Consider the following 19773-nt stretch of genomic DNA (forward strand, 5'->3'; position numbering starts at 1 on the left):
GGTCCCTATCTGCCGTGGGCGTAGGAAAATTGAGAGGAGCTGCTCCTAGTACGAGAGGACCGGAGTGGACGAACCTCTGGTGTACCGGTTGTCACGCCAGTGGCATTGCCGGGTAGCTAAGTTCGGACGGGATAACCGCTGAAAGCATCTAAGCGGGAAGCCTCCCTCAAGATGAGTTTTCCCATGAAGCCCGTTGAAGACTACGACGTTGATAGGCGAGGTGTGGAAGCGCAGTAATGTGTGAAGCTAACTCGTACTAATTGGCTGATTGTCTTGACCATATAACCTGAGTAACTTCAGGTTATCCTGAATGTAGATGATTGAATCGTGCTCTTTCTTTACCCGGTCTGTTTAATACAGACTATAACCGTTTTTCCTGGCGACCATAGCGGTCTGGAACCACCTGATACCTTACCGAACTCAGCAGTGAAACAGACTTGCGCCAATGATAGTGTGGGGTCTCCCCATGTGAAAGTAGGGCATCGCCAGGACTTTATTCATTACAAAGTAAAGTAAAATTATTGCCTTGTAATAATTTTGTAGCAATGAGTTATATGGCTCACTAGGGTTTTAAGAAACCCATTTAAAAAATAGTAATGCTGGCGTAGCTCAGTTGGTAGAGCAACTGACTTGTAATCAGTAGGTCCCGGGTTCGATTCCTGGTGCCAGCACCATCTAAATGCTAGTCCTCATACAAAGCTATTGACTTTAAGTATATCATGAAAGAAAATGGCGTTCTTTTGGGAGGGGTTCCCGAGCGGCCAAAGGGATCAGACTGTAAATCTGACGGCTCTGCCTTCGAAGGTTCGAATCCTTCCCCCTCCACCAGTACTATGCAGAAGATGTAATTAAGTAAGCGGGTGTAGTTCAATGGTAGAACTTCAGCCTTCCAAGCTGATAGCGTGGGTTCGATTCCCATCACCCGCTCCAACTTTGTATAGAAAGTTAAGGACGTAATGGTGTAGGTCTTAAGTAAGGCCCACATAGCTCAGGCGGTAGAGCACTTCCTTGGTAAGGAAGAGGTCGTTGGTTCGAGTCCAGTTGTGGGCACCACATAGTTATCAACTTTTAAATGGGGAGATTTTCCGATGGCGAAGGAAAAATTTGAGCGAAAGAAGCCACACGTAAACGTGGGGACGATAGGACACGTAGATCATGGAAAGACGACGCTAACGGCAGCAATAACGACGATTATGGCGAAGAAATTTGGTGGAGAGGCGAAAGCGTATGACCAAATTGATGCGGCACCGGAAGAGCGAGAGCGAGGAATAACGATATCGACGGCCCATGTTGAATATGAATCATCGAATCGCCACTATGCTCACGTTGACTGCCCTGGCCATGCGGACTATGTAAAGAACATGATTACAGGAGCCGCTCAAATGGATGGAGCCATTCTGGTAGTATCGGCAGCGGATGGCCCTATGCCTCAGACAAGAGAGCACATTCTGTTATCTCGCCAGGTTGGAGTTCCTTACATTGTAGTATTTCTTAATAAAGCAGACATGGTAGATGATGCGGAGCTTCTGGAGTTAGTAGAAATGGAAGTTCGAGATTTGTTAAGCAGTTATGAATTTCCTGGAGACGATATACCGATTATCACGGGTTCAGCATTAAAAGCGTTAGAAGGTGATACGAGTGAGATTGGTGTTCCAGCGATAGAGAAATTGGTTGAGACGATGGATTCTTACATTCCTGAGCCAGTTCGGAATATTGATAAAAGCTTCTTGTTGCCGATTGAAGATGTGTTTTCTATTTCAGGCCGAGGCACGGTAGTAACTGGGCGGGTTGAAAGCGGGATAGTCAAAGTTGGTGAAGAGGTAGAGATTGTAGGTATACGGGATACGCAGAAAACGACCTGTACAGGGGTTGAAATGTTCCGTAAGCTTCTTGACGAAGGTCGTGCGGGAGATAACGTTGGAGTCCTGTTACGAGGAACGAAGCGTGATGAGGTTGAACGAGGTCAGGTGTTAGCTAAACCTGGTACAATCAAGCCACATACGAAATTTGAAGCAGAAGTTTATGTTCTGTCTAAAGATGAGGGAGGTCGTCATACACCATTTTTTAATGGTTACCGCCCCCAGTTTTATTTCAGAACTACTGATGTAACAGGCTCCTGTGACTTGCCAGAAGGTATAGAGATGGTTATGCCCGGTGATAATGTTAAGATGGTAGTTAATCTGCATTCACCGATTGCTATGGATGAGGGGTTGCGTTTCGCGATTCGTGAAGGTGGTCGCACTGTCGGTGCTGGTGTAGTAGCTAAAATTATTGAGTAAAAATAATGAGCAACAATCAAAATATTAAAATTCGTCTTAAATCGTTTGATCACCGCTTAATTGATTTATCGATTCGTGAGATTGTCGAAACAGCAAAGCGAACGGGAGCACAAATTCGTGGTCCCATACCTTTGCCAATAAGAAAAGAAAAATTTACTGTATTGATATCACCGCATGTCAATAAAGATGCTCGTGATCAATATGAATTACGTACTCATATGCGCTTAGTCATTATTGTACATCCTACGGAAAAAACTGTAGATGCACTGATGAAACTTGATTTGGCTGCAGGGGTTGATGTACAGATTAGCCTTGATGACGACGAATAATAGTCTTAAGGTAAGGTTATTAACGAGGTGTTAGAATGACGATTGGGTTATTAGGCCGTAAAATCGGTATGACACGGGTATTTACTGACGATGGTATTTCTATACCTGTTTCAGTAATTGAAGTATTACCTAACCGTGTTTCACAGATAAAAACCATTGATGTTGATGGTTATACTGCAGTTCAGCTTACTGGTGGTGAAAAAAAAGCCAGTCATGTTAATAAACCACAGGCTGGGCATTTTGCTAAGGCGCAAATTGATGCAGGTGATGTGCTTTGTGAATTTCGTGTCGACTCCGTTGAAGCGTTCAGTGCAGGACAAGTCATTTCGGTCAGTGATGTGTTTAACGAAGGTGATCTGGTCGATGTTGCAGCCAATTCTAAAGGTAAAGGTTTTGCTGGTACTGTAAAACGTTATAATTTCCGGACACAGGATGCGACTCATGGTAACTCACGCTCACATCGCGTAGTAGGATCAATTGGGCAAAATCAAACGCCTGGACGTGTATTTAAAGGGAAAAAAATGGCGGGGCAGATGGGTAATGTACGATGTACAACTCAAAGTCTGGAATTAGTAAGGGTTGATAAAGAGCGTAATTTACTTTTAATTAAAGGTGCTGTGCCTGGTTACCCTGGTGCAAAAGTTGAAGTAAGGCCCGCTGTTAAAAAGAAAGTAGAGGGCAAATAATGGAACTTGTAATTAAAGATACTGAAGCTCAATTAAAAGTTAACCAAAATGTGTTTGGTTACGAATATAATGAGGGTCTTATTCATCAGGCCATTGTTACATTTATGAACAATGCTCGTAGTGGGAATAGTGCTCAAAAAACTCGCGCTGAAGTTAGAGGTGGCGGGAAAAAGCCTTGGCGGCAAAAAGGAACAGGTAGAGCTAGAGCTGGAACCATTCGTAGCCCAATCTGGCGTTCAGGAGGAGTTACTTTTGCTTCCAAGAAACGTGATTATAGCCAGAAAATTAACAAAAAAATGTACAAACGAGCATTACGTAGTATAATCTCTGAGCTTTATCGTACCGGAAATCTGGTTATAATAAGTAATTTTGAGTGTCAATCACATAAAACAAAAGATTTTCTCGCTAAAATGCATGAGTTTGAGTTACAAAATGCTCTGATTGTTATGAATGAAGTGGGAGAAAACGAGTATTTGGCCTCACGTAATTTGCACCAATATGATCTATGTGATGTGACTTGTTTAGATCCTGTTAGCTTACTCCGTTTTGAAAAGGTGCTTATGACGGAAGATGCCGTTAAGAATTTGGAGGAGCAGTTACAATGAATGCTGAACGTTTATTAATGATACTGCGTGAGCCGCATACTTCCGAAAAAACAACAGTTATGGCTGACAAGTTTAAGCAGTTTACATTTAAAGTATTAAAGACAGCTACTAAACAAGAAGTTAAGTTGGCTGTAGAGCAGATGTTCAATGTTAAAGTTAAAGGCGTGTCCATTGTAAATGTAAAAGGTAAAAGAAAACGTTTTAAACAGTTGAGTGGTAAACGCTCTGACTGGAAAAAAGCTTTCGTTTCTTTGCATGAAAATTATGACATCGACTTTAGCGTGACAGAATAAGGCAGATTAAGATGGCATTATTAAAATCGAAACCCACTTCACCTGGAAAACGTGGTGAAATACGTGTTATTCATCATCATATTCACAAAGGCAAACCACATGCTGCTTTGGTTGAAAAATTAAATAAAACAGGTGGAAGGAATAACCAAGGTCGAATTACTGTTCGTCATATTGGCGGTGGTGTTCGCTCTAAATATCGTTTAATTGATTTTAAACGTAATAAAGATGGTATAGAAGCCAAAGTTGAACGGATTGAATATGATCCAAATCGCTCTGCATTAATTGCATTGATAGTTTACAAAGATGGTGAACGGCGTTACATTATTGCACCTTCCGGCTTAGAAGCAGGTAACATTGTTATTAGTGGTGAAGACTCACCAATAAGTACTGGAAATTGTTTACCTTTAAGAAATATCCCTGTTGGTACAACTATTCATTGTGTTGAACTTAAACCTGGTAAAGGCGCTCAAATGCTGCGTAGTGCCGGATGTAGTGGACAAATTGTTGCAAAAGAAGGTGCCTACGCTACTTTAAAACTTCGTTCTGGTGAGATGCGTAAAGTTTTGACTGCCTGTAAAGCTGTTATTGGTGAAGTAAGTAACAGTGAACATAGTTTACGCGCTCTTGGAAAAGCGGGTGCGAAACGTTGGCGTGGTGTGAGGCCGACAGTTCGTGGTGTTGCGATGAATCCTGTCGATCATCCACATGGTGGAGGAGAAGGGCGAACGTCAGGCGGACGTCATCCGGTTTCCCCATGGGGCGTACCGACTAAAGGTTATAAAACAAGAAGTAATAAACGTACGGATCGTTTTATTGTCAGACGCCGTAAGAAAAAATAATTAGTTAGAGGATATTAAAGTGGCACGTTCTATTAGAAAAGGTCCTTTTATTGATCAGCATTTATTAAATAAAGTAGAAGCGGCGATCGAGACCAAATCCAAAAAACCAATTAAAACCTGGTCTAGGCGCTCAACAATTGTGCCTGAGATGATTGATCTCACAATTGCAGTCCATAATGGGAAAGACCATGTTCCAGTATATATTACTGACAATATGGTTGGCCATAAGTTAGGTGAGTTCGCTATGACTCGTACATTCAAAGGTCATTCTGGCGACAGAAAAGCCAAAGGTAAGTAGAGGCAATGATGGAAGTTACAGCAAAGTTAAGAAATGCACCACTTTCTGCTCAAAAAGGCAGGCTTGTTGCCAATATGATAAGAAAGATGGATGTTTCTAAGGCAATCGATGTCCTGAAGTATACTCCTAAAAAAGGTGCTCATCTGATGTTGAAGTTACTGGAGTCAGCTATTGCGAGTGCGGAAAATAATAATGGTGCTGATGTCGATGAATTGAAGGTGTGGATGGTTTGTGTCGATGAAGCAGCAACCTTAAAACGAATTAGTCCTCGAGCTAAAGGTCGTGCTAATCGCATTTGTAAACGCAATTGCCATATCACAATTAAAGTATCTGATGAGGAATAGCAATGGGACAGAAAGTAAACCCGATAGGCATACGATTAGGCATAACTCAGGATTGGAATTCGAAATGGTTTGCAAGCAAACATTATGCACAACTTTTAAATGAAGATATTAATCTGCGTAAAGATTTAAAAAAGAAATTATTTGCCGCAGCAATAAGTAAGATCAGGATTGAGCGTCCGGCAAATAACGCTGTTGTAACCATTCATACCGCGAGACCTGGTGTTATTATCGGAAAAAAAGGTGGCGGCATTGAAGCATTGAGAAATGAGATTGCAACTACTTTAGGTGTGCCGGTACATTTAAATATTGAAGAAGTTAGAAAACCTGAACTTGATTCAACGTTAGTTGCAGAAGGTATTGCTCAACAATTGGAACAGCGCGTTATGTTTCGAAGGGCAATGAAGCGCGCTGTTACATCTGCTATGAAAGCCGGCGCAAAAGGAATTAAAATTTGTGTTAGTGGCCGCTTGGGTGGTGCAGAAATCGCTCGTAGTGAATGGTATCGAGAAGGACGGGTTCCTTTACACACTTTCCGTGCTGATGTTGATTATGGTACTGCTGAAGCAAAAACAACCTATGGAATCATAGGAGTTAAAGTTTGGATTTTCAAAGGAGAAATTCTCCCTCAGAAAAGACGAAATACTGACAGCAGTAAGTGAGTGAGGAATTATCATGTTACAGCCAAAACGTACGAAATATCGTAAACAAATGAAAGGGCGAAACCGTGGTTTAGCTCAAAGAGGTTCAAAAATTAGCTTTGGTGAATTTGGTTTGAAAGCACTGGAACGGGGCCGTCTTACCGCTCGTCAAATTGAAGCGGCACGTCGTGCCATGACTCGACATATTAAACGTGGCGGAAAAATCTGGATCAGAGTTTTTCCTGATAAACCGATCACTCAAAAACCGCTTGAAGTCCGTCAAGGTAAAGGTAAGGGTAGTGTGGAATACTGGGTTGCACAAATTCAGCCAGGCAAAGTTCTGTTCGAAATGGAAGGTGTCAGTAGAGAGTTGGCAATAGAAGCATTTGACCTTGCCAAAGCGAAGTTACCTTTCAAAGTTATATTTGAAGAGCGCAAGGTGATGTGATGAAAGAGATTGATGAATTAAGAAATTTGACTCCAAAGGAGTTACAAACTAAGTTGCTTTCATTAAGAGATAAGCAATTCAAGTTGAGAATGAAAAGGGCAAATGGTTCTTTAGATAAGCCACACTCTATCCGTCATACCAGGAAGACTATCGCTCGGATTAAAACAATTATGTCTGAAAAAGTAGGAAAGAGCCATGTCGAATAATGAAACAAATGGTAGAACAGTAGTTGGTAAAGTTGTAAGTGATAAAATGCAGAAAACTATTGTTGTGATGGTTGAACGTACTGTTAAACATCCTAAATATGGAAAAATTATGAAGCGAAGGACAAAACTTCATGCTCATGATGAGAATCAAGTGGGTAAAATTGGGAATATGGTAAAAATACGTGAATCTCGTCCACTCTCCAAAATGAAAAGTTGGGTGTTAGTTGAAGTAATTTCCTAATGACCGTTAGATTTACTTTTAAAATTCCGAGAGGGCTGATATAATCAGCAGCCTTTTTCTGGTCGTATTTAGAGCTGGAGAATAGAATGATACAAATGCAGACTGTGCTCGATGTTGCAGATAATAGTGGAGCACGCAAAGTGATGTGTATCAAAGTGCTGGGCGGATCTCATAGACGTTACGCCCGCGTTGGTGATGTTATTAAAGTTAGTATTAAAGATGCAATACCGCGCAGTAAAGTAAAAAAAGGTGCTGTGATGAAAGCGGTTGTAGTCAGGACCAGTCAAGGTGTTCGTCGTGATGATGGTTCGCTGATTCGTTTTGATGGTAATGCAGCTGTACTTTTAAATAATCAAAATGAGCCTATAGGAACTCGTATATTTGGACCTGTAACTCGTGAGCTAAGAGAGCGGTTTATGAAAATTATTTCTCTAGCAGCTGAAGTATTGTGAGAAGGATTAGTTATGAAGCGCATAAAGTCAGGTGATACTGGTATAGTGATTACCGGAAAAAGTAAAGGTTTTGTCGGCAAAGTACTCCGAGTTGAAGGAGAAAGTGTGGTTATTGAAGGAGCAAATTTAATTAAGAAACACGTTAAGCCTAATCCACAATTGGAACAACGCGGCGGTATAATTAGCCGCGAAGCGCCTTTGCATGTTTCTAACGTTGCACTTTACGATCCAATAACAAAAAAAGCGGGTAAAGTTGGATTTAAATTTATTGAAAAAGATGGAAAAAAGCACAAGGTTAGATACTTTAAATCAAATAATGAAGTAATTGACTTGATCTAATTTAGGTGGCGGAAATGGCAAGACTTAAAGAGTTTTATAAGAAAGATGTAGTTGAAATGATGATGAAAAAATTCGGCTACAAAACTACAATGGAAGTCCCCAAAATTTTAAAGATTACTTTGAATATGGGTGTTGGGGAAGCTGTTGGTGATAAGAAAGTTATGAATCATGCTGTTGAAGATATGACTTTAATATCGGGGCAAAAGCCTATTATAACCAAAGCAAAAAAATCGATAGCGGGTTTTAAAATTCGTGAAGGTTGGCCTATTGGCTGTAAGGTAACCTTGAGACGTGAGCGTATGTATGAGTTTTTAGATAGACTTATTAATATTACTTTGCCACGAGTGAGAGATTTTCGTGGTTTGAATCCAAAATCTTTTGACGGCACAGGCAATTACAGTATGGGTATTCATGAGCAAATCGTGTTTCCTGAAATTGATTTTGATAAAACAGATGGTATTCGTGGTTTAGATATTTGTATTACTACCAGTGCCAAGACCAATGAAGAAGCAAAGGCTTTACTGGAAGCCTTTAACTTGCCTTTGAAAGATAGAGATAAACACTAAGAAGGGTAATATTGTGGCTAAAAAATCAATGCTTGCTCGCGAAGCAAAACGAGCAAATCTAGTTAAAAAGTATGCAGAGCGAAGAAAAGCGTTAAAGGTAATAATTAAGTCGTCCAATGATTTTGAAGCAATTATGGAAGCACAGGTAAAACTGGCTAAGTTACCAATCAATTCAAATCCTGTACGACATAGTACACGTTGCCAGCAATGTGGTCGACCCCATGCCGTTTATCGGAAATTTGGGCTTTGCAGGATTTGTTTAAGACAGCAACTAATGACTGGTAATGTCACTGGTGGCCGCAAGTCCAGCTGGTAAATTTTATTCTATGGAGAACAACTGTGAGTATGCATGATCCTGTTGCTGACATGTTGACTAGAATTCGTAATGGTCAGCAAGCTAAACATCAGAGTGTTACCCTGCATTCATCTAAATTAAAAGAAGAAATAGCAAGGGTATTAAAAGAAGAAGGTTATATATTAGATTATGATGTCCAACTTCTTGAAAATAATTTTAAATCGATCACGATAAATTTGAAATATTATCATGGTAGACCTGTTATTGAGCGTATTTTACGTATCAGCCGCCCAGGTTTAAGAGTATATAAATCATCCAAAGAACTACGTTCAATACCCGGTTTTGGCGTTGCTATTTTATCTACCTCAAAAGGGGTAATGACTCATATAGCTGCTAAATCAAACGGTATTGGTGGCGAAGTAATTTGTGAAGTAGCTTGATATTGGAGAGGAACAATATGTCTAGAGTAGCAAAAGCCCCTATCCGATTACCAGCTAATGTCGAGCTTAATGTTGGCAAAGAAGTATTAACGGTCAAAGGGCCAAAGGGTTCCTTGGAGCAACATTATAATAAACATGTCAGCATTAGTAAGAGCAAAGACGATGATAACGTAATATTGTTTAAGCCTGCTTCCAAGGAACCTAATGCCTGGGCTCATGCTGGAACTGTACGCGCGTTAGTTAACAACATGATTAAAGGTGTTACTAATGGTTTTGAGAGAACCTTGGAATTGGTGGGTGTTGGTTATAGAGCACAGACTGGTAATAAAGAATTGGTTTTGTCAGTAGGCTATTCTCATCCAATTCATTACCCCTTGCCTCAAGGTGTTACAGTTGAAACACCGAACAATACAACCGTTATCATTCGGAGTATTGATAAGCAGCTTTTAGGTCAGGTTGCATCTGAGATTCGTAGTTTCAGACCACCAGAACCTTATAAAGGCAAAGGTATAAAATATGCGGGCGAAGTTATTGCTCGTAAAGAAGCCAAAAAGAAATAAGGTGTAAATTATGAATAAACATAAGGCCCGTATTCGACGTGGTTTAAAAGCCAAGGCAAGATTGCGCCATTCAAATAGACCAAGATTAGTGGTTTATAGAAGTGGTGTGCATATATATTCCCAAATTACAATTAGTGGAGATAAAGGTGATATAGTTCTTGTTTCTTCATCTACCCTGGATAAGGAACTTAAACCTGGCTTAACAGGTACAAAAGTAGAGCAAGCTTACCAAGTAGGTAAATTACTTGGGGAACGAGCGAAGGCTAAAGAACTTGTCGATGTTTCCTTTGATCGTGCAGGTTACAAATATCATGGCCGTATTAAAGCTTTGGCAGATGGTGCACGTGAAGCTGGTTTGAATTTTTAAGGAACGGTTATGGCATTTGATGAATCTACAAAAAATGAAGGATACCAGGAAAAATTAGTATCCGTAACACGTACCGCCAAAGTGGTTAAAGGTGGACGTGTATTTGGTTTCGCAGTATTAGTAGTTATCGGAGATGGAAAAGGCAAGGTAGGTTATGGACGAGGTAAAGCTCGGGAAGTTCCTATTGCTATTCAAAAAGCTATGGAACAGGCAAGAAAAAATATGACTTATATTCCATTAGCAGGCACTACTATTCATCATGAAATTACTTGGAATTATGGTGCTTCGAAAGTCTTTATGAAGCCTGCAAGCGATGGTACCGGAATTATTGCAGGTGGCGCAATGCGTGCGGTACTGGAAGTGCTTGGGGTGCAAAATATTTTAGCAAAAAGTATTGGTTCAACTAATCCCAGTAATATCGTACGAGCTACTATTGGAGCATTGACTAATATTGGAACACCTGATTATGTTGCTGCCAAGCGTGGCAAGTCAGTTGAAGAAGTAATGGCGGGCGAATAATGAGTAAAAAATTAAAAATAACTTTGGTAAAAAGTACCATCGGTCGTAAGCCAAAACATATTGAAATTGCTAAACAGCTAGGTTTAGGTAAACTAAATTCCAGTGTTATTCATAATGACAATCCGGCTATCCGGGGTCTGATTAATACAATTGTTTACCTGTTACAAGTTGAGGAGTGTGCCTAATGAATTTAAATACGCTGTCTCCAGAGCCAGGTTCAAGACCCAATAAGAAACGTCTTGGAAGAGGTATCGGTTCTGGCTTAGGTAAAACAAGTGGTAAAGGTCATAAAGGACAAAAGGCCAGAGCTGGTGGTTACCACAAAATTAACTTTGAAGGCGGACAAATGCCTATTCAACGTCGTTTGCCAAAAATGGGTTTTAAATCTCGTGTTTGCAAAACGGTTGATCAGGTTACTTTAAGCGAATTAGCCAAATTAAATTCGGAAGAAGTTGATCTTGTCGCTTTAAAATCTGCAGGTTTAATTAATCATTCAATACGTGATGTTAAAGTTATTCTCTCTGGAGAAATTAACGTTCCACGAAAACTTAAAGGTTTACGTGTCACAAAAGGTGCTCGCTTGGCTATTGAGCAAGCAGGTGGCAGTGTTGAAGAGTAATTATGAATAATCAAAGGCACGCTACTGGCCAATCTAAAAGTGGATTGGCTGAACTTAAATCAAGGCTACTTTTTGTTATTTTGGGGATATTAGTTTATAGATTGGGTGCGCATATTCCTGTACCTGGCCTTGATCCTCAAAAACTGGCTAATTTTTTTGGCGAACAGCAAAACACTATATTTGGTCTTTTTAATATGTTTTCAGGCGGGGCCTTATCGCGGGTAACTGTTTTTGCTATAGGTATAATGCCCTACATTTCGGCATCTATTATCATACAGCTATTTTCAGTAGTATCACCCAAGTTAGAACAGCTGAAAAAAGAAGGTGAATCTGGCCGCAGAAAAATAAACCAATATACCCGTTATTTGACGTTGGTTCTTGCTGTTTTTCAATCGTTGGGAATGGCGAGGTGGTTGGCTGGTCAACAAATTGCTTTAAACTCAGATCTATTTTTCTATTTTACCGCAGTGGTTACCTTGGTTACCGGAACAATGTTTTTAATGTGGTTAGGTGAACAGATTACTGAGAAAGGCGTTGGTAATGGTATCTCACTAATTATTTTTTCTGGAATCGTGTCAAGCATGCCGAGTGCGATAGCGTCTGTCTTTCAACAAGTTAAGGAAGGTCAAATGCAAGCGCTTACTCTGATACTTGTTGCGGTTATCGTTGCGGTGGTTACTGGTTTTGTTGTATTTATGGAGCGAGCGCAACGTCGCATAAGAGTTAATTATGCCCAACGAACTCATGGACGAAAAGTTTATGCTGCTCAAACGAGCCATTTACCGTTAAAAATTAATATGTCTGGGGTGATACCGCCAATTTTTGCATCAAGTATTATTCTGTTGCCAGCAACATTAGCTCAGTTTTTTGGCAAGGGAAAAGGTATGGACTGGTTGGCAGATATTGGGATGGCTTTGTCTCCAGGGCAACCACTTTATTTGATTGTTTATGCTGCCTCTATACTGTTTTTTGCATTTTTTTATGCAGCTTTAGTGTTTAATCCTAAAGATACAGCGGACAATTTGAAAAAATCGGGTGCTTATATTCCAGGCATTCGACCCGGAGAACAAACGACCAAATACATTGATTCGGTAATGACCCGCTTAACTTTAGTTGGTGCTATTTATTTGGTGCTGGTTTGTTTACTACCACAAATTTTAATGTATACCTGGCATGTGCCTTTTTATTTTGGTGGAACTTCTTTGTTGATCATAGTGGTTGTAATTATGGATTTTGTAGCTCAGGTGCAAGCCCATTTTATGACGCAACAATATGATTCTTTGATGAAGAAAGCCAATTTTAAAGGGACTAAATTGCCTGGTCTTTTATGATTTATTAGCGGAGTTATTAATGAAAGTTAGAGCATCAGTAAAACGACTTTGTCGTAACTGCAAAATTATTAAGCGCAATGGAACCATTCGCGTTATATGTAAAGATGCAAGACATAAACAAAAACAAGGTTAGATCCCTGCTTGATTTTGGATCATTATAATAGTATTCTTCTGTCCCTTTCTGGCAGAGCAAAATAACGTTCGGAGAGAATATGGCTCGTATTGCAGGTGTTAATATCCCGGATCACAAACATATCGTGATTGCTTTGACGTCGATTTATGGAATTGGCAAAACAACATCTATTAAATTATGTAAGCTGGTTGGCATTGATACAACAACAAAAGTATCCCAGATATCTGAAGATAAACTGGAAGCTTTGCGTACAGAAATCGCCAAGATGACAGTTGAAGGCGATTTGCGTCGTGTTATTACTATGAATATTAAGCGGCTTATGGATCTTGGCTGTTATCGAGGTCTTAGACATCGTCGCGGCTTACCTTTGCGTGGTCAACGTACAAAGACGAATGCGCGTACTCGAAAAGGCCGCCGAAAAGGTAATAACTAATTTATACGTAGGAAAAGAAAATGGCTATAACTAAGGCAAAACAACAAAAAGTAAGAAAAAAGGTAAAACGTGTCGTCTCTGATGGGATAGTTCATGTTCATGCCTCTTTTAATAATACCATTGTTACCTTTACGGATCGTCAGGGTAATGCTTTGTGTTGGGCAACGGCAGGAGGTTCTGGTTTCCGAGGTTCCAGAAAAAGTACACCTTATGCTGCACAAATTGCTACTGAAAGAGCTTCCAGTGTTGCAAAAGAATATGGTATGAAATCTGTTGCTGTATTTGTTCATGGCCCTGGTCCAGGACGCGAATCAACTATTCGTGAATTGATATCACAGGATTTTAAGATTGTAGAAATAACCGATGTTACCGGTATACCTCACAATGGATGTAAACCACCTAAAAAACGTCGTGTTTAAGAGATTCAGGAGTATTTAATGGCTAGATATTTAGGTCCAAAGTGTAAATTGTCCCGCCGAGAAGGCACCGATCTGTATTTAAAAAGCGGGGTGCGTGATCATAAATCAAAATGTAAAGCTGAAAAATTACCTGGACAGCATGGTGATAAACGTCCCCGTCTAAGTGATTATGGTATACAGTTACGTGAAAAACAAAAAATTAAACGCCTTTATGGTGTACTGGAAAAACAATTTAGAAATTATTATAAAAAAGCTGCAAGACAGAAAGGTTCTACAGGTGAAAACCTGATGATATTGCTTGAGCGACGTCTGGATAATGTAGTCTACCGTATGGGGTTTGCCAGCACTCGTGCTGAAGCAAGGCAATTAGTAGCTCATAAAGCTATTTTAGTTAATGATAAAGTTGTTAATATATCTTCTTATCTGGTTAGCCCCGGTGATGTTGTATCTATTCGTCAAAAAGCAAAGGCACAAGGTCGTGTACAAGCTGCTATTGCTCTCTCTGAGCAACGTGCTGCTTGCGATTGGTTAACTGTTGACTCATCGTCTTTAAGAGGAACGTATACAACAGTGCCAACGCTAAATGATTTATCTTCGCTTTATAACGTTAATTTAGTTGTTGAACTTTACTCTAAGTAAGCTCGGAGACATAGCCGAATGTATACTGAAATAAATGAAATGTTGACACCGTCTGTACTCAAAGTACATGCTGAGACGCCTAATCACTCAAGAATTGTACTTGAGCCATTGGAGCGAGGGTATGGGCACACGCTAGGTAATGCATTAAGGCGGATTCTTTTATCGTCAATGCCGGGTTGTGCTATTACAGAAGTGTCTATTGATGGTGTTTTACATGAATATAGCACTATTGAAGGTGTACAGGAGGATGTTGTTGATATTCTCTTAAACCTTAAACAAGTTGCAATTAAGATAACTGCCGGCGAAGAAGCAGTTTTGACCTTGAGCAAACAGGGACCTTGTCAGGTGACAGCCGGAGATATTCAGTTAACTCACGGTCAGGAAATTATTAATCCCGAGTTGGTTATTGCAACTTTAAATGAAAATGGTAAGTTGAATATGACATTGAAAGTTGAAAAAGGCGTTGGGTTTCATTCAACTGATTCCTTTATTCGTGCTTTTGATGATGAGCTGGAGAAAAAGTCCGTTGGTAAACTGAAAATTGATAATACATTTTCACCGGTGATTAAAGTGGCTTATTCAGTAGATAGTGCTCGTGTTGAGAATCGTACCGATCTTGATAAGCTTACTATTGATTTACAAACGAATGGTACATTGGATCCAGAAGAGGCTATTCGGATCGCTGCTTCTATTTTGCAACGTCAGCTCCATGCTTTTGTTGATATGAAATTCGAAGAATCACGAGCTGATAATAAAGAGCGTAATGATTTTGATCCAGTTCTCTTAAGACCCGTTGATGATTTGGAGCTTACTGTTCGCTCAGCAAATTGTTTAAAAGCTGAAAATATTTACTATATTGGTGATTTGGTACAGAAATCTGAAAATGAATTGTTAAAAACACCCAATTTAGGTAAGAAATCGCTAACAGAAATTAAAGATGTATTAGCTTCACGTTCCTTATCTTTAGGAATGAAGCTTGAGAATTGGCCGCCTGCGAATCTAGGCGAGTAATATTAGGAGTTTTAATTATGCGTCACCGTAATACAGGCCGTAAATTGAGCCGTACTAGCAGCCATAGAAAAGCAATGTTTTCAAACATGTGTACTTCTCTTATTGAGCATGAGTTGATCAAAACAACTCTACCAAAAGCTAAAGAATTGCGTCGTTATATCGAGCCTCTAATTACTGTTAGTAAATCTGACTCGGTTGCTTCTCGTCGACATGTGTTTAATAAGCTACGCTCCAAGAGTGCAGTTGGTAAATTATTTACTACGCTTGGTCCTCGCTATGTTGAACGTCCTGGTGGTTACGTTCGTGTGTTAAAGTGTGGTTACCGTGCAGGAGATAATGCTCCTATGGCTATTATAGAGCTTGTTGATAGACCTATTGCAACAAATAATCAAGAATAATTGATACATGAAAACCCGCTATTAAGCGGGTTTGATTTAATTAAAGTGATAAATACTTCGGTTTTTCTCGTGAAGAGGAAGCACAATAAGCTGAACTTTCCAACCAATTAGAAATTCTTTCGATTTTCCATAAACGTTCTCTTAACTTTGCCTTAAATTCTTAAGCTTTCATCGTAATTCTTACTTTTTGAAATAAATTGGCATGGATATGTCGTACCATGACTCTTATGAATAATTGTTCTTAATTCGCATTTAAGTTGACGCCATTGCTTGAACATTTACAAAATGGCTAATAATTAGCCAGTTATAATTTAATAAGATTTCATTGTAATTTATTGTAATTTTTATTCCATTTTGTGTAAATATTGCTAGAATGAGCGGGATATGTCGAAACTTAAATTTAAAAAAGAGTTAAATAGTCCTTATTTCTAGACATAGAGGCAAAATGAGAGAAAAAATTGAAAATTTAGAAATAAATCAAACTATTCGCAGCATAGTTGATCTTGTTAGTTTTGGGAGTGATGAAGAGTCTTTCGATAAAATAGCAGTATCTGTTTGTAAAATTCTAAAATATAAGGTTGATAATTTTCCTACTGAAGAAAAAGTGCTTCTCTTAATACGAATTGGATTTATATTATTGATCCCGGGAATTAATTTTTTGCCTGAAATACAGGGGCATAAAACAGAAGCGCTTTATGAAAGAGCAACTTCTTATTTTAAAAAAGTAGAAACATTATTACCTTTACTGTCAGAAAATCTAGTTAGTTTATATACGGATTTAATAGAGGTTGCAAATTTTTTTATAAGCAGCACCGAGAAACAATATCATCTATTAATACAAGAAAAATATAAACAAGTAACTTCTCGATTACGAAAATCTGATTCGAAATATTCAAAATCTAATTTATTAGAAGAAACCTTAGATAAACTTATTGATAACCATCAAAAAATACTCCCTCAAGAAGTATTAATACCGACATTACTTTGGAATCATTACGCATGCAAAAAAATATTAAACCATAATAATATATTTAAAGATTACGATTTAACAAGTGAGATACTTAATATTCACTTTGAAATATTGGCTATTAAGGTATGTGACCACCACCAATTTATAGAGGGTAGTTTGCTTTCTGCTATAGAAAAACCCTTATCACCTGAAGCAACAAATTTAAAATGTTTTTTAAATTTTAGTATTGATGTTCTAGAAATAAGCTGGCATTTTCCCTCGAATTTAAAATCCGACCTGTATAAAGATAGCCTATTAAGGTTTATGGTAACGTATAAATTACAACAAGAATATTTGCAACAATTGAATGACGCCATAGAAAGTGCAAAATTACAAGCGGAACGTTTAAGTGAAGAATTATTGCGAATTGAACGAATCAAAGAGCAATGTTTAAAGCGACGTGCACCAGTAACACTTAAGAAGAACAATATAACTCAAAAAGGAAAAAAAGCATCCTCCAGCAAAAAAAGCTCAGTGAAATCTCATGAGAAGAAAGAGAAGAGCAAACTCACACCTATAGAAAAAAAAGACCTTGCTTATGCTTTGTATAAACAAGGTCAATTTCAGGAGGCTATCAAACTTTGTGAGGATGCGCGAATTCCTCAAGAAAAAATAAGTAAAAAAAACCGACTAGAGCAAGTTGAAATATTAGGATGTTTAGGTGATCAATATAAAGCCTGGTCTCAAAATCTAAAAAATAAAAATAATAAGTTAATTTCTACTTTAGAAAAGAAAGCCTTGTCTTATTATAATTTAGCAATTGAGCAAATCACGCTCGGTTTAGTTGAGCATCAAGATGATTCAAGTTTATATGAATGGTTAGCCTTATCAGACTTTTTTCAATTGGCAGTTAATTCTCTTCAATCCTGTCATTATATTCATAACTTAAAAAAAGAAGCAGAAGAGGATAAACCCGTTTATAACGAACCAGTAAAACTTGAATCAACTTCTCATGATGCTAATTTATTGAGAGAAATTAAAGTTAAAAACGATGTTAAAACTAAACTGGATCTACTCCTTACTGAAAAAAAACAGACTCTTCTAAAGGAGCTTTACGAGCATGGTCATGAGAGTTTTTTCATTGGTGGTGCAGTGAGAAATAGTTATCTCAATCAACCTAGTATAGGAGATACTGACATAGTTACCTCAGCTCACCCACAATTAGTTAAAGATATAGCAAAAAAAATATGGGGGGAAACAGCAACAATTATGTTAGTTGGGCTATATAATCCTGTCGTCCGTATAATAATACCATCATCCAATGAAGCATTAGATATTGCACCCTTGCAAGGTTTATCACCTTCAAATGTAGTACCAGTTCAACTCGACAATGGAACAATAGTTTATATTAACCAAACAAATTCTCTTATAGAGGATTGTCAGCGTAGGGATTTTAATTTTAATTGTGTGTACTATAATCCTCGAACCCAATCCATTATCGATCCAACAGGACGAGGTTTACACGAGCTAGATAAAAAAATATTAAATACCGTCATTAATCCGTATGATAGTTTTACAGAAGATGAACTAAGAAAGTATCGAGCAATCCGCTTTGCAATAAAATATAACTTTAAAATATCAGAAGGTACTGAGAGGGCATTACAACAACATGCTGCTCAATCAAAAGGAGCTGCTCCACCAAGGTTATTAATTGAACTTCATAAGTCATTATTTAATGACAAAGGATTAGAGGCTTTTTCTTTACTAGAGAGGTATGGTTTATTAGATTTATTTAAGAAAACTGAAAAGGAAAAAACAAATAAATCTTCTCATAATTTTGAGCTTGTGAGCTCTCTTTTAAAGATAATAATATCCAATAAAAAACTTTCGGAAAATAATGCTTGGTTATTATTTCTTGCTGGTTTATTATGGCCTCATATTCAATACGCCTCTCAAAATAAAGAAGTAATAAAATCAAATATTAATAATACCATTTTACTGTTTTATCCTTTTTTACGGTTTGATAATATTCACTTGAAAATTAAACAAATTTGGTTACAAACTGTAGATAATAACTTGCCTATTACAGATTTAGCTGTGGAGGAGGTTGAACTTATTGATATTTTCAAACAAGCTGTGCAACCTTTATCTGCACAGGCTTTAAAGTTTTTTACTCACCAAAAAACTATAGCTGAAAATACAATACTGGAAGCATGTAGCCCTTTTACATTGTAATATAGGAGAGCAAACTCACTTGATTTGTGTGCTATTATCATTAATGTATACGAAATAATTGAATTTCTTCAAAGCTTTCTATATTACAAAACCCCTTTATTATTAAAGGGGTTTTATTTACAAAATGTCTGAGGTGATCTCTAAAAAGGAATGTCATCATCCAATTCTTCAAAAGCATCTTGTGCTGATTGAACAGGCTGGGCTTTACGTGTCTGATGTTGCTGTGGTGGCTGGTGTTGAGAAGAGGAAGGCATTTCTTCGTAATTCGATGAGCTTCCTTTGCTATCCAGCATCTGTATGTCATTCGCCACAATTTCTGTAGTATAGCGGTCTTGTCCCTGCTGATCCTGCCACTTACGTGTACGTAAACTACCTTCAACATAGAGTTTGGACCCTTTACGAACATATTCACCGGCAATTTCTCCAAGACGGTTAAAACATACAACACGGTGCCATTCTGTACGTTCCTGCTTGTCACCGGTTTGCTTGTCCTTCCATGTTTCACTGGTAGCAATTGATAGCGTAGTTACAGCGTTACCATTAGGCAGGTACCTTACGTCAGGATCAACACCAACGTTACCTACCAGGATAACTTTATTAATTCCACGAGCCATTTTATTCTCCTGCATGCGAAAGTTAGGGCTGAATTATAACGAATTTAAACGTCATTGCGTAGCCATATTCTAATGATTACCCTGCCGTAGAGCAAATACTGAAAACTACCCTGTCCAATGCTCATTTTCCGGGTTAAGTGTTTGTAATACCTGTGTCATGTGTTTGTGCTCTATTGATCTAAAATATTACAGGTTGTTTTGACAAATACAGAGTATTGACTATACTAAGGATGTAGGGTGTCACTCGG

31 protein-coding genes, 4 tRNA genes, 2 rRNA genes and 1 pseudogene are annotated in these 19773 nt (G+C 38.4%); 36 read left to right on the plus strand and 2 right to left on the minus strand.

Going from position 1 to position 19773, the window contains the following annotated elements; genetic code table 11:
- From T345_RS0105760 to rplQ, 35 genes are all read left to right on the plus strand, one after another.
- Positions 1–281: ribosomal RNA gene (locus tag T345_RS0105760) — 23S ribosomal RNA — on the plus strand; the annotation flags it as partial.
- A gap of 94 nt (positions 282–375) precedes the next feature.
- Positions 376–491 (plus strand): 5S ribosomal RNA (gene rrf / locus T345_RS0105765).
- A gap of 107 nt (positions 492–598) precedes the next feature.
- A tRNA-Thr gene (locus T345_RS0105770) sits at positions 599–674 on the plus strand.
- Between the two features lie 69 nt (positions 675–743).
- Positions 744–828, plus strand: a tRNA-Tyr gene (locus T345_RS0105775).
- A gap of 28 nt (positions 829–856) precedes the next feature.
- Positions 857–930: transfer RNA gene (locus tag T345_RS0105780), tRNA-Gly, on the plus strand.
- Positions 931–977: 47 nt separating this feature from the next.
- Positions 978–1053 (plus strand) — tRNA-Thr (locus T345_RS0105785).
- A 35-nt stretch (positions 1054–1088) separates the two neighbouring features.
- Positions 1089–2279 (plus strand): elongation factor Tu, encoded by a 1191-nt coding sequence (tuf, locus tag T345_RS0105790; RefSeq protein ID WP_028388505.1) that lies wholly within the window; start codon positions 1089–1091, stop codon positions 2277–2279.
- Between the two features lie 5 nt (positions 2280–2284).
- On the plus strand, positions 2285–2608 hold the full coding sequence (rpsJ, locus tag T345_RS0105795; RefSeq protein WP_028388506.1) for a 30S ribosomal protein S10: 324 nt from the start codon (positions 2285–2287) through the stop codon (positions 2606–2608).
- A gap of 35 nt (positions 2609–2643) precedes the next feature.
- Positions 2644–3294, plus strand: coding sequence for a 50S ribosomal protein L3 (gene rplC, locus T345_RS0105800; protein WP_028388507.1), 651 nt, complete (start codon positions 2644–2646; stop codon positions 3292–3294).
- Positions 3294–3899 (plus strand): 50S ribosomal protein L4, encoded by a 606-nt coding sequence (rplD, locus tag T345_RS0105805; protein WP_028388508.1) that lies wholly within the window; start codon positions 3294–3296, stop codon positions 3897–3899. Before rplC ends, rplD begins: the two co-directional genes overlap by 1 nt.
- Positions 3896–4192, plus strand: coding sequence for a 50S ribosomal protein L23 (gene rplW, locus T345_RS0105810; protein WP_028388509.1), 297 nt, complete (start codon positions 3896–3898; stop codon positions 4190–4192). Before rplD ends, rplW begins: the two co-directional genes overlap by 4 nt.
- An 11-nt stretch (positions 4193–4203) precedes the next feature.
- The gene (gene rplB / locus T345_RS0105815) at positions 4204–5031 is read left to right on the plus strand and encodes a 50S ribosomal protein L2 (RefSeq protein ID WP_028388510.1); all 828 of its coding nucleotides are present in this window, start codon (positions 4204–4206) and stop codon (positions 5029–5031) included.
- 19 nt (positions 5032–5050) lie between these two features.
- Entirely contained in the window at positions 5051–5329 is a 279-nt protein-coding gene (rpsS, locus tag T345_RS0105820; RefSeq protein ID WP_028388511.1) for a 30S ribosomal protein S19, read from the plus strand.
- Positions 5330–5337: 8 nt separating this feature from the next.
- Positions 5338–5673 (plus strand): 50S ribosomal protein L22, encoded by a 336-nt coding sequence (rplV, locus tag T345_RS0105825; RefSeq protein WP_028388512.1) that lies wholly within the window; start codon positions 5338–5340, stop codon positions 5671–5673.
- Positions 5674–5675: 2 nt separating this feature from the next.
- Positions 5676–6332 (plus strand): 30S ribosomal protein S3, encoded by a 657-nt coding sequence (rpsC, locus tag T345_RS0105830; RefSeq protein ID WP_028388513.1) that lies wholly within the window; start codon positions 5676–5678, stop codon positions 6330–6332.
- 13 nt (positions 6333–6345) lie between these two features.
- Complete coding sequence (gene rplP / locus T345_RS0105835; RefSeq protein WP_028388514.1) at positions 6346–6759, plus strand: 50S ribosomal protein L16; 414 nt, start codon at positions 6346–6348, stop codon at positions 6757–6759.
- Positions 6759–6965, plus strand: a complete 207-nt coding sequence (rpmC, locus tag T345_RS0105840; RefSeq protein ID WP_028388515.1) for a 50S ribosomal protein L29 — start codon at positions 6759–6761, stop codon at positions 6963–6965. Before rplP ends, rpmC begins: the two co-directional genes overlap by 1 nt.
- Positions 6955–7206 carry a 30S ribosomal protein S17 gene (rpsQ, locus tag T345_RS0105845; protein WP_028388516.1) on the plus strand — a complete coding sequence of 84 codons (252 nt, stop codon included), beginning with the start codon at positions 6955–6957 and terminating at the stop codon, positions 7204–7206. Before rpmC ends, rpsQ begins: the two co-directional genes overlap by 11 nt.
- An 86-nt stretch (positions 7207–7292) precedes the next feature.
- The gene (gene rplN / locus T345_RS0105850) at positions 7293–7658 is read left to right on the plus strand and encodes a 50S ribosomal protein L14 (RefSeq protein ID WP_028388517.1); all 366 of its coding nucleotides are present in this window, start codon (positions 7293–7295) and stop codon (positions 7656–7658) included.
- Between the two features lie 12 nt (positions 7659–7670).
- Positions 7671–7997 (plus strand): 50S ribosomal protein L24, encoded by a 327-nt coding sequence (gene rplX, locus T345_RS0105855; RefSeq protein WP_028388518.1) that lies wholly within the window; start codon positions 7671–7673, stop codon positions 7995–7997.
- A gap of 14 nt (positions 7998–8011) precedes the next feature.
- Complete coding sequence (gene rplE, locus T345_RS0105860) at positions 8012–8563, plus strand: 50S ribosomal protein L5 (protein WP_028388519.1); 552 nt, start codon at positions 8012–8014, stop codon at positions 8561–8563.
- A 13-nt stretch (positions 8564–8576) separates the two neighbouring features.
- Entirely contained in the window at positions 8577–8879 is a 303-nt protein-coding gene (gene rpsN / locus T345_RS0105865) for a 30S ribosomal protein S14 (RefSeq protein ID WP_028388520.1), read from the plus strand.
- A gap of 29 nt (positions 8880–8908) precedes the next feature.
- Positions 8909–9298: a 30S ribosomal protein S8 gene (rpsH, locus tag T345_RS0105870; RefSeq protein WP_207385054.1), complete on the plus strand. Its 390-nt coding sequence runs from the start codon at positions 8909–8911 to the stop codon at positions 9296–9298.
- 17 nt (positions 9299–9315) lie between these two features.
- Entirely contained in the window at positions 9316–9858 is a 543-nt protein-coding gene (rplF, locus tag T345_RS0105875) for a 50S ribosomal protein L6 (protein ID WP_028388522.1), read from the plus strand.
- A gap of 10 nt (positions 9859–9868) precedes the next feature.
- Complete coding sequence (gene rplR / locus T345_RS0105880; protein WP_028388523.1) at positions 9869–10225, plus strand: 50S ribosomal protein L18; 357 nt, start codon at positions 9869–9871, stop codon at positions 10223–10225.
- Between the two features lie 9 nt (positions 10226–10234).
- Positions 10235–10744 carry a 30S ribosomal protein S5 gene (gene rpsE, locus T345_RS0105885; RefSeq protein ID WP_028388524.1) on the plus strand — a complete coding sequence of 170 codons (510 nt, stop codon included), beginning with the start codon at positions 10235–10237 and terminating at the stop codon, positions 10742–10744.
- Positions 10744–10929, plus strand: a complete 186-nt coding sequence (rpmD, locus tag T345_RS0105890; RefSeq protein WP_028388525.1) for a 50S ribosomal protein L30 — start codon at positions 10744–10746, stop codon at positions 10927–10929. Before rpsE ends, rpmD begins: the two co-directional genes overlap by 1 nt.
- Complete coding sequence (gene rplO, locus T345_RS0105895; protein WP_028388526.1) at positions 10929–11363, plus strand: 50S ribosomal protein L15; 435 nt, start codon at positions 10929–10931, stop codon at positions 11361–11363. The genes rpmD and rplO overlap by 1 nt, the downstream gene beginning before the upstream one ends.
- 2 nt (positions 11364–11365) lie before the next feature.
- Entirely contained in the window at positions 11366–12694 is a 1329-nt protein-coding gene (secY, locus tag T345_RS0105900) for a preprotein translocase subunit SecY (protein ID WP_028388527.1), read from the plus strand.
- 19 nt (positions 12695–12713) lie between these two features.
- Positions 12714–12827, plus strand: coding sequence for a 50S ribosomal protein L36 (gene rpmJ / locus T345_RS14760; RefSeq protein ID WP_081778074.1), 114 nt, complete (start codon positions 12714–12716; stop codon positions 12825–12827).
- A 79-nt stretch (positions 12828–12906) separates the two neighbouring features.
- The gene (gene rpsM / locus T345_RS0105905; protein WP_028388528.1) at positions 12907–13260 is read left to right on the plus strand and encodes a 30S ribosomal protein S13; all 354 of its coding nucleotides are present in this window, start codon (positions 12907–12909) and stop codon (positions 13258–13260) included.
- A 20-nt stretch (positions 13261–13280) separates the two neighbouring features.
- On the plus strand, positions 13281–13679 hold the full coding sequence (gene rpsK / locus T345_RS0105910) for a 30S ribosomal protein S11 (RefSeq protein WP_035918297.1): 399 nt from the start codon (positions 13281–13283) through the stop codon (positions 13677–13679).
- Positions 13680–13697: 18 nt separating this feature from the next.
- Positions 13698–14318, plus strand: coding sequence for a 30S ribosomal protein S4 (gene rpsD / locus T345_RS0105915; RefSeq protein ID WP_028388530.1), 621 nt, complete (start codon positions 13698–13700; stop codon positions 14316–14318).
- An 18-nt stretch (positions 14319–14336) separates the two neighbouring features.
- Positions 14337–15329, plus strand: a complete 993-nt coding sequence (locus tag T345_RS0105920; RefSeq protein ID WP_028388531.1) for a DNA-directed RNA polymerase subunit alpha — start codon at positions 14337–14339, stop codon at positions 15327–15329.
- A gap of 17 nt (positions 15330–15346) precedes the next feature.
- The gene (gene rplQ, locus T345_RS0105925) at positions 15347–15727 is read left to right on the plus strand and encodes a 50S ribosomal protein L17 (RefSeq protein WP_028388532.1); all 381 of its coding nucleotides are present in this window, start codon (positions 15347–15349) and stop codon (positions 15725–15727) included.
- A gap of 67 nt (positions 15728–15794) precedes the next feature.
- Here the strand turns inward: rplQ and T345_RS15590 are convergent.
- Positions 15795–15956 (minus strand): annotated as a pseudogene (locus T345_RS15590) (IS1182-like element ISLlo2 family transposase); the annotation flags it as partial.
- A 216-nt stretch (positions 15957–16172) separates the two neighbouring features.
- On the opposite strand from T345_RS15590, the gene T345_RS0105930 reads away from it, so the two are divergent.
- The gene (locus T345_RS0105930; protein WP_028388533.1) at positions 16173–18911 is read left to right on the plus strand and encodes a tRNA nucleotidyltransferase/poly(A) polymerase-related protein; all 2739 of its coding nucleotides are present in this window, start codon (positions 16173–16175) and stop codon (positions 18909–18911) included.
- Positions 18912–19051: 140 nt separating this feature from the next.
- On the opposite strand, the gene ssb is transcribed toward T345_RS0105930, so the two are convergent.
- Positions 19052–19525: a single-stranded DNA-binding protein gene (ssb, locus tag T345_RS0105935; RefSeq protein ID WP_028388534.1), complete on the minus strand. Its 474-nt coding sequence runs from the start codon at positions 19523–19525 to the stop codon at positions 19052–19054.
- Positions 19526–19773: the final 248 nt, after the last annotated feature.

Origin of the sequence: Legionella fairfieldensis ATCC 49588 (genome assembly GCF_000621525.1) — a bacterium.
Classification (GTDB): domain Bacteria; phylum Pseudomonadota; class Gammaproteobacteria; order Legionellales; family Legionellaceae; genus Tatlockia; species Tatlockia fairfieldensis.